Source organism: Streptomyces sp. DH12, from assembly GCF_020873895.1.
Classification (GTDB): Bacteria; Actinomycetota; Actinomycetes; order Streptomycetales; family Streptomycetaceae; genus Streptomyces.
On the sequence record NZ_JAHWGT010000857.1, the window covers coordinates 1 to 477 of the forward strand.

1 pseudogene is annotated in these 477 nt (G+C 71.7%); it reads right to left on the bottom strand.

The window, feature by feature from the left end:
- A pseudogene (locus tag LPA54_RS37450) lies at nt 1-288 on the bottom strand (SigE family RNA polymerase sigma factor); the annotation flags it as partial.
- Nucleotides 289-477 lie beyond the last annotated feature (189 nt).

Here is a 477-nt window from a genome sequence, read left to right on the forward strand (position 1 = left end):
GACGACGTCCTCGCAGGAGGCCGTGTCGTCGAGGAGCAGCGCCGCGAGTCCCAGCAGCGAGCGGTAGTGCGCGCGGTAGGTCTCGGTGAGGTGGTCGACCGTGGTGCCGGCCGCCACCGTCTCGTCTGCGCCGTCACGCTGACCGGGGATGCGGGCGGGGCGCGCTGCGGGCATGGGCGCGATCACCGGCATGCCACCGGACGCACCGGCCACGCGGGGCCGGAGCGTGCCGCGAGGCGGCCGGAACGCCGTGCCACGGGGCGCTGTGAAGTCGAGTACCTCTGCCACGCCAGTTGGACACGCTTCCCCTCGTAAGGGTTGTACGTGCCGGGCGTCACGTCTGCGCCGTCCGGTACCGTCCACCGCCCACCCGCGTCAGGCAGCACCACCGACAGCGCATCGAATGCCCTCATGCGTCCCGCTCTTCCCCTGTGTTTCATATGAACGGACGTCCCCGCGTCCGGCTCCAGACGTCCC